Genomic DNA, 8,560 nt, shown 5'->3' with positions numbered 1-8,560 from the left:
GTTCTAGCGGATTCGTTGCACATCACATCATCAACCACGAGGGGGCCACACGGCCCCCTTATTGTTGAGCGCTTTGCTCAACCTTGCGACGCCATCTTTAAGCGGTTTTACACCGCCGACAACACACGTTCGACTGCGCGCGGATCGCTGCCCGTGGTGGCCGGCAATCTGTGCGCGAAATGCGACGCGAGCTGATCGAAGAAGCGCTCAATCAGCGCACGTTCGTTTTTCTGGCCCAGTGGCCCGTTGTCGGTTGTGCAGCCGACGACCTGGGTCAGGCGCTCAAGTGTCGCTCTCGCGAAATGTGCCTTCGCTGCGTCAAAGCGGAACGTGCCCCAGCACGCCCACGCGGTACCGGGAATCGCCTCAGACGGGAAGCCTCCGCCGGGTCTGACCGCCAGCGCCGGAACCTTCGAAGCGCGAGCTGTGTGTGGCATCAGGCTCGCCTGCAAGGCCGCGGCAATGTCGTCCTTGTTGTACTCGCGACCGAGGGCGAGCGCATAGCCAATCACTGCACGGGTTGCCACGTCGAGCACCAGCAGAATCCAGATCCGGTGCAGCACAAGCAATGTTTCGAAACCGAACGGATCGTCGATGCGCAGTGTCAGGCGCGCATCGATCTTGTGACCGTCGAATTCAACTGCCTCAAATGGACGGGTTGCGGGTTTACGAACGGCCTCGGGATCGTCGTTCCAGCGATGTCTGATCTGCTGGGCACCTGCCGCCCGAGCCGCTGCATCGAAATTCCGGTCCGACAGCGCGCGGGCGTGACTGGCAAGCGATCGTTCAGCGAGGTATTTCTGGTTGAATGGATATTCGTGCGCCTGAATACCTGCCTGCCGGCATTGCGCAAGAAAGCTTCCGTGCAGTCGCCACAGGTGCCGGTGAACTTCGGTGAGTTCTGCGTGCTTCCTGCTTCGCTCGGCGACCTTGCGTTCGATCCAGCGAGCGATGTCCGGATAGCGCTGCAGCAACTGGGTGAAGGCTCCGCTGGCGTTGCTCGCGACGCCCTCACGGGACGGCTTGACCTGCGAGCGGCGGTCGTACGGCCGCGTGTGCTGATAAGGGATCAATGCGCGGCAGCCAAAGATTCGGCCGTCCTCGTGCTGCGTGATGCACCGCTCGAAGACGCGATAAAGGTCGTTAAAACCAACTCCCGTTTCCCGGCTGATTTCGCGCAAAGGTGTTTGGCCGTCCAAAAACAGGGTCATCGCCCGGATGCGGCGCGTCAGCAGATCGCGCCCCTCGTCAGACAGCGCGCTGTCGTCGGCGCCCGGCCATTGCCCGATATCTGTCAAATCCGGTGGAATGGAGCGGCGGTCGAACCGCAACGTCCCGAAAGCGATCATCTTCATGTGCGCTCCAGACGGGTACACGGCCCGAGCGGTTCCAGTGCAAGCGTTGGACATCGAACCTGTCCATCAAGCACCAGTCTGAACGCTGCGGAACGGACCAGCATCGGATCGGCCGCCGCGAATTGCCGTTCGAGTTCTGCCAACGTGGTGCCATTCCCGCACGCAATGAGCACGCCGTGCATCAATCCGTCAACCGGGAGGGCGTGACCGCTCACCAGGTAACGGAGCATCATGATCCGGTTCTCGCGTAGCACAGGTGGGTCGTCGAGATCCCGCGGATGAATCATCTGCAACTGCATCGAAGACGCCCGGCTCCACGACTGAAAAGCCGGGAACAGGGAATGTCCTCGCTCCACAGAAGTCCATTCCGCCGTCCGCAGTACGACACACAATCTCTCGTCGTGATGCGTGCGGATCCAGAAGTCGACAACCCGGGACGGCTTCGCGTCCGGGATGCACAGGGGCCGCTCGCAGTAAGTGACTACGTCCGGGTCTGATTCGAGACGAACCCAGAGATCGAAGGCGAGCCGCCCGAACAGGGTTAGCCGGCGCCCGATCTTCGGACCGAAGAGGTCATATCGATGCGCGCCGTGCGGACGTGCGTTGTTGACTGCCCGCAAGAAACGTGGTGGATCATCGACAACACTCCGGTTTGCCCGACCATCATGTTTTAGTACAAAACGACCCGGACATCGGCCCTTCTGGCAGCGACGTGATTGCGGTTTCGCATGCCAATACAATCACTACAAAATACGTGTCATTTGCTACGTTTTTTCGCACCCTTTGATGTGCATATGCACATTACAAAATTTGGGTGACCTGACTGCTCGTTCACCGCGTCCAGCCGTGAAACAATCCAACGGAAAGTCGGCAAAACTGGCCGCAAAGCCCTACCGCCATTGCTTCTTCGGTTGCTGAAGTAGATCAGCCCTCTGTTTCACGGACATGCCGGCCGGGCAGTACTAGGGCATGTGACATTTCAGACATTCTCTTCCTTCGTGTGGCGTTTTCGACTTTTGCTTCTTCACCCGCAGAAGCAAAAGTGGTTACGACACAGACAGCAACCCAACCCTCGCCCATTACGGGCTGACCGGAGGTGCTGCAACTTTTCCTTCAACCCACGGGAACGCAAGGCAGCGATTTCGAGACCGCCGCCCTGACCTCCAATCGGCGCGAGAGCCTAGGCGCACGGCGCCCGCCAACTTTCACTTTATAAGGCCTTACGCACGTCTCGTCGTGGAGTACGCGCCACGCTATGTTTGCGAGTCTGGGAGATAATCTAAACGGCCTTTCCGCCCCCAGAAAAACTAGGAAATCTAGGAGGAGCCGATATGCAGCACCCAGTTTGTGGAGTGTCGCTCGCACGCTCAATCGGCACATAGCCACTCAACTTTCCTGGGTGAGGCGCCCTGCCCCACCTTGCTCGGAACGCTCTCCTGCGGCCGGCCTGTCGCCTCCCTTTCCGCCCTCGACTCGACAAGCCCGACGACCTGTGCCGACGCTCTGTCGACTCCGTTGGCGCGAACGCGCCGGGTCGGTGGCTTGAGCAAATTCAGTATATAAGGCGCGAATTGAACGGCGCGGTCGTGTTTACCAATGCCGCTAAATCACGCGCACACGGAATTTATTGAAAAATTTTTAGCAATTCACTAGAGATAGTAATCCACGAAAACTTGAACATCGCGACATAATCGGAGGTAGTTATTCCCGCCGTTATAACGCGGAGGAAAGTGGCACGCGAGCGCACACCCCTATGATCTGGCACCTCTCTTCGATTCAGTTTCCACGTGGAAACTGAATCTCGCACCCGCTTACGGGGATCACTCCGACGACAGAGGGACGCACGACCTCTACAGAACAGAAAAGCTCGCGCTAACAGCGTTCGACGTTCTCACCTGACTCGTCGACGCAAGCGCTGACGACAGATTTTTTATCCCACCGATTAGCCCAAGCGCATCCAAGATGCTGCCGAACACCACAAAGAGGAGACGCGACGAAATTTCTACCACGAGGCGTCACCATTGCTCGCGGCACGCACCACATGGGTACTTTGCTCAAAACGTGCATCTGGCGCACCCGGCATCCAATCAGCTCGCAAACTCGAATGGAATCAGTAAGCGGTGAGAACATTTGCCGCTCCTAAACACTAAGCGGCGACTGGGCCGCAACGCACACCCCACATCCGAACCGGTACGATCATCGCATGGCCGACAGCAGTCCGAGTTCCGAACAGGCGCGCCGGTCTCTCAACGTCGTAGACAACGGTGTGCCTGACATGTTAGATGGCCAAGAAACTCTTAAGGCCTGTAGCATCGTTGAGCTCCGCCCCTGAATTGCAACCGCCCTGTCCGCAGTGAGCCACCGTGGATGACAACATATTTTTCGACGCCGATAAAACCGGGGAACTGCATGCTCGTCCCGCAGCGACATCGATCGACCTAACCCGCAACATACGCGAGACGAATTCTCGCGACAATTTCCAACGCCGCGCAGATGGGAACAGACATTTGCCCGCTGTCCCGTTTTCAAGGTTCTTTAGGTGGCCGCGTAAGCCCAAGGACGCGCATAGGCGCGCATCATCGAGCAAAGCGTTATTTTCCCTGCTATCGATCGATCTCCACCGTGTCCCGCGAGAGGCGTCTGCAAAGAATAAAGGCTCCTTGCCGGCTGTTGACGGCCCCGAGAACACTCATCCGCGAAAGGGGTAAATCGCGCCTGCAATCTGCCGCAGAGTGGCCAGCATCAATCGCCCTTGGCGCTCACCCTGCTTGGCACGAAGATGGTTGTGATCCGCTGCCAATAGGTTTCTCCCACAACATGTCCAGTTTCCACGTGGAAACTGGATCTGCCGGAACGCTGAACGTGGTTGGAGGTTAGGCCTGTGTTAGTCGGATGCATGCGCAAATAGCCGAGTCTCTTGCCGAGATAGCGAGACGTTCCAACGAAAGCCGCAGACAGCTCGAGCGCGAGAACCGTGAGCCGCACAGATACGCAAGCGTCGTCCACGGCTATCTTCGACAAATCTAGCTATCCATACCGTTGGGATGTCCTAGCTTTTCTAGCGTCCGGCGGGCCAGGGGCGCCAATGCAAGTTCCACGTTGCTTTTCTCGCATCGACGACATTGACCGAATCGGAGATAGAGAACACGAGCCCCTTCCGAGGCATTGACGCCGCCCAGTTTCCACGTGGAAACCCAATAGACGAGCACACGGAGGATCCAGCGCCTCCGTCCTCATTGCGCAGACGCGCAGAGACGAGTCGTCGCGGTTTGCATAAACTTCGAATAATCGGCCATCCAGGACACTCAAGTTATAGCGAAAAACGCCCGCGTAGGATTTTCGCTAGCAAAGGAGGCAGCGCCCCGAGTTTTAACAGCTCTCTACTACGGTTAGTTTCCACGTGGAAACCGGCCGCCTCAATTGGCGCAGAGCTCACGAGGAATAGTGTGTTGCATGAACGCGTCGCTGCCGCGACAGAGGACACAGCAACAAATTGAAAGATTGACTCATGGGAGAACGCGGACAGACCAAGCATGAGATATCGATCCGCTGACCCGGCAGGCATCGACAAGTCATTGGCGTGGCACGTGAGCACGAAAGCACGAAAGCACGAAAGCAACAAATCAAAGGTGACCTAAAGAGTGGATGTCATGCTTTCAGCACAACCGCTCGCGCCATAGATTCGGGGCGCACGCACCAGCAACTCGAACTGCAGATGGCCCTAACATGATTAAAAAACACGAAACACCATGACCCCTCGCCGTACGAAAGGCGCCATCTACCAAGCGATTCGCAGTTTCCACGTGGAAACCGGTTGCCGGCAGGAGTCGATCCCTCCGGATTTTACGCCTTCGGCAGATCGTGTTCTGCGAGCGGCCGGTCAACCGCGACGATCGAATTCAAAATTAATTTCGGCCCTGTCTGCTAGGACCTTGCGCCGGCAAGGCGCACGACATACTATTTATCGCTCGACACAGAGATGCGCCGATATATTAAGTTTCGATCGATTCATATCTTGTTTTTTATTGTTAATAATATAAAATTATTCTATAATCGAGTTATTGCTATTTGGAGCTTGGGTATGGGATTAGTCATTGCGGTCGCAAACCAGAAGGGTGGAAGCGGAAAGACCACGATCACCCTCAACCTCGCGGGTGCGTATTGCGATGATGAGCCAGATTTGCGTGTTCTCGTCGTTGATGCCGATTCGCAGAGTTCTTCAGTAAGAGCAACGGGGGCAGGGGAAGTACCCTATCCATTTACCGTTGTCAACTTGGCTGCGGCGGGCGCGAATCTTGGGCGCGAAATCAAACGCATGGCTCAAAACTTCGATCTAGTCATTGTCGACTGCCCGCCAAGCGTGCACGACAAAAACACTGAGATCGCCATAGCTGCCTCTGACTTTGTGCTCGTACCAATGGACGCCTCCGCACTCGACGCGTGGAGTACCACGGGCATGCTTCAACTTGTACGCCGAACAATCGGAAGCGATCCCAAGAGTTGCGGCATCGTCTTCAATCGCGTGAATACGAAAACTACAGGCTATGCCGAAGTAAGGGCAGCAATGGCAGAGGACAATCCATATCCGATCCTCGATAGCACCATAGCCTTACGTGAGATCTATAAGACATCCATCGGCGTGGGAGCGACTGTATTTACTGTGAAGGGGCAGCGCACAGCAAAGCAGGCTCGCGACGAAATTACCGCCGTGGCGAAAGAAATTCTGGCGATCAAGGGCTTGCTGGAGGCGTGATGACAAACAAGAATCAAGCATCGAAAGTGAAATTGGGCCTCGGCGCTTCTATTCGCAAAGGCATCGCTAACGAAAAAGCAGATGTCGACGGACGCCTCGACGCGACCGGCGTCTTGCACGCCAAAGATCAACCAACAAAACCGGTCGGAGCCGCCATAGAGGGGGACCCCCTCGCGAACACTTACGGCAGCCGTACTAACGCCTCCGCAGTGTTGCCTCGAGTAAGAATTCTGTTGACCGAGCTCGTTTCGAACCCGTTTAACCCGCGCGAATTTTACAGCCCGATGGCCATCGATGATTTGGCCGTCCGCCTCAAGCGAGAAGGACAACACGTCCCAATCACGGTTACCCGCAACCATCGACATCCTGGCAAGTATGTCATTGTGGACGGAGAGTTTCGCTTCCGCGCAAAAAAGAGTCTTGGCGAGCCGTCTATCGACGCGGAGATTGTCCCAGATCTGAGCGACCAGGATCTTTATCTTCGCGCGAGTAGCATTAACAAGAATCGAACCAAACAGACCGTCTTCGACGACGCGGTGGCTTGGACTCGCGTGCTCTCTGAGGGCATTTTTGAAACGCAGGATGCGTTAGCTGAAAGCCTTGGCATCAGCAAAGCTCTAGTGTCCAAAACCCTGCTTATCGGTAAGTTACAGAAACACTATCTTCAGCAACTGGCGGACGCGGACGGGATTGGCCTAGCGCACGCATACAATGTGAAGCTTATCTTCGATCGCGTCCGTGTCGATGTGGCCGAGTCCATCCTCGAACGCGTCGTACAGGGTGAGATGTCCGTGAGGCGTCTCGAGGAATATGTGAAAAAGCTGGAGGGTGCTTCGCCGGCCCGAGCAACGAAAACGCATTACAGCGGCAATGTGCCGTTCCACACTGCCGACGGCCGCGACATTGGCGCGCTGAAGCGTTACCGCGATGGACGAACGGAGTTGAAACTGATCGGTCTAAACGAAGATCAGCAGACACTCCTCGTCGCTCAACTGGAAGGATTAATTCGCGAGTTTATCGCGTCGCAGTTGTCTAGCGCCCCGCGTGCAGAGCCTCTCGAAACCGTTGAGCAACAGAGCATCGCTGGCTCTTGAAATCGACGCTTGCATGCGTCGATTCGGGCAAGACAAGCCTATTCAGCGTTTCCGGCAGCGAGGACGAATTCGAGAAGTTCGTCCGCGCTAGGCTCTCCCCAAGTATCGAGCACGAGCCACCGAAAGAACCCCGTCTCGGCGAGCTTGGAAGGCTTTTTTGGCGGTGAAAGTTTGAGGTTCTTCGCGTCCACCGTCTCATTGTAACGAGCAATCAAACCCGTCTGATCGTCGATCTCCAGTTCTCTGAAATACTCGCGCACCTCTGACATTTTCTGAACAAGATATTTGTCACGAACTTGCGCCTGTCTGCCTTGAGGGGGTATCGCCGGCTCTTTCCGCTTGGGCGTTGGTGTGTCGGGTAAGGCGTACCCGTGAGAAAGCGCCTTTCGGAAATAAGCCGCAACGTTATCAACCGGAGCCGCATTCTTTTTTGTCGAGCGATTTGCAACGTAAGCCAGCGCTGATCGCACGCGCTGGTCACCGTACTGTGCAAGCATCTTTCGAGCTTCGGAACGCGGGATTCCCAGTTTGATAACTTCGTCTACGAGGGCCTCGTTTCTTCCGTCGGGCTCGTCCTTAAGCTCAGTATCCAACTTCCTGGTTACCTTGAACTGCACAGCCTCAACGCTGCGGCCAGCCTTATGTTCGACCAGCTCAAGCACGTGGTCGGATATTTCATTGACCTCGCGTATGCACGGCATCAGCACTTTGCTCTTGAAAAGCTTGTACTCCTGATAGGACTGTGCGCTCCGATCCTGACCAAGGATCAGATCTCTAAACTTCGATAAAGGAATTTTTGCTGTTAGTCCAACTCCCTCATATCGAACCGTGTTCTCCCACAGCGCCAGGGAATGCGCGCGCCGAAACTCCCTCGCAATCCGCATGTCGATCAGAGCGTAGATCTCGGGGCTGAGCAACTCACCGCGAATTTGATCGGAAAAACTGTATTTGAGAACTGCATGCTGCAACTCTGCGCCAGCGAGCAACCCTGATGCCTTCCAAACAGCAGTCTTATCGGCAGCAAGATAGTCCCAGTTCACAACCGTGCTGATCAGAGAATTGACCGTCTCCTTCACGTACTGCGTGTTGTTACTGTTCAAACCGCTGTCTTGGGAAAGTGCGCCGATCGTGATCGAGTAGCTCATACGGCCCGGTTCAACTGCGTCCTGCTTGATGGCGTTCTTGATCAACGAGCTGAACATCTTTCGCTGCTGCAAGCCCAGCTTACCCGACTTGGGAGCAATATGGATGGCTTGGACCGCTTTCCGAAGAATGTCCGGCGGCTCGCTGGCCTGAAACAATGAAACCTGTTTGTCCGCGGGATCACCGACTCGTTTCCGTGCCATCGCCGTGCCTTA

Annotated in this window: 5 protein-coding genes; 2 read left to right on the top strand and 3 right to left on the bottom strand. The window is 56.0% G+C overall.

What is annotated here, in order from left to right; genetic code table 11:
- Positions 1-107: 107 nt before the first annotated feature.
- Together HWY05_RS27575 and HWY05_RS27570 are read right to left on the bottom strand one after the other, a co-directional pair.
- Positions 108-1,355 carry a hypothetical protein gene (locus HWY05_RS27575; RefSeq protein ID WP_244146714.1) on the bottom strand — a complete coding sequence of 416 codons (1,248 nt, stop codon included), beginning with the start codon at positions 1,353-1,355 and terminating at the stop codon, positions 108-110.
- On the bottom strand, positions 1,352-1,975 hold the full coding sequence (locus tag HWY05_RS27570) for a hypothetical protein (RefSeq protein WP_176060336.1): 624 nt from the start codon (positions 1,973-1,975) through the stop codon (positions 1,352-1,354). Before HWY05_RS27570 ends, HWY05_RS27575 begins: the two co-directional genes overlap by 4 nt.
- A 3,461-nt stretch (positions 1,976-5,436) precedes the next feature.
- Here HWY05_RS27570 and HWY05_RS27565 point away from each other — a divergent pair.
- Together HWY05_RS27565 and HWY05_RS27560 are read left to right on the top strand one after the other, a co-directional pair.
- On the top strand, positions 5,437-6,108 hold the full coding sequence (locus HWY05_RS27565; RefSeq protein WP_176060335.1) for a ParA family protein: 672 nt from the start codon (positions 5,437-5,439) through the stop codon (positions 6,106-6,108).
- Positions 6,108-7,202: a ParB/RepB/Spo0J family partition protein gene (locus HWY05_RS27560; RefSeq protein ID WP_134965750.1), complete on the top strand. Its 1,095-nt coding sequence runs from the start codon at positions 6,108-6,110 to the stop codon at positions 7,200-7,202. Before HWY05_RS27565 ends, HWY05_RS27560 begins: the two co-directional genes overlap by 1 nt.
- 38 nt (positions 7,203-7,240) lie before the next feature.
- Here the strand turns inward: HWY05_RS27560 and HWY05_RS27555 are convergent, their stop codons facing one another.
- A complete protein-coding gene (locus HWY05_RS27555; RefSeq protein ID WP_134965749.1) occupies positions 7,241-8,548 on the bottom strand; it encodes a replication initiation protein in 1,308 nt (435 codons plus the stop codon).
- Between the last annotated feature and the right edge of the window lie 12 nt (positions 8,549-8,560).

It is taken from the genome of Paraburkholderia sp. BCC1876, assembly GCF_902833695.1.
Lineage (GTDB): Bacteria > Pseudomonadota > Gammaproteobacteria > Burkholderiales > Burkholderiaceae > Paraburkholderia.
This window is presented reverse-complemented; position numbering and strand designations above follow the sequence as displayed.

What these genes read in the sequence shown, in the direction of transcription:
- HWY05_RS27575 (WP_244146714.1), bottom strand. Translation starts at nt 1,355, where the DNA reads ATGAAGATGATCGCTTTCGGGACGTTGCGGTTCGACCGCCGCTCCATT.
- HWY05_RS27565 (WP_176060335.1), top strand. Translation starts at nt 5,437, where the DNA reads ATGGGATTAGTCATTGCGGTCGCAAACCAGAAGGGTGGAAGCGGAAAG.
- HWY05_RS27555 (WP_134965749.1), bottom strand. Translation starts at nt 8,548, where the DNA reads ATGGCACGGAAACGAGTCGGTGATCCCGCGGACAAACAGGTTTCATTG.
- HWY05_RS27560 (WP_134965750.1), top strand. Translation starts at nt 6,108, where the DNA reads ATGACAAACAAGAATCAAGCATCGAAAGTGAAATTGGGCCTCGGCGCT.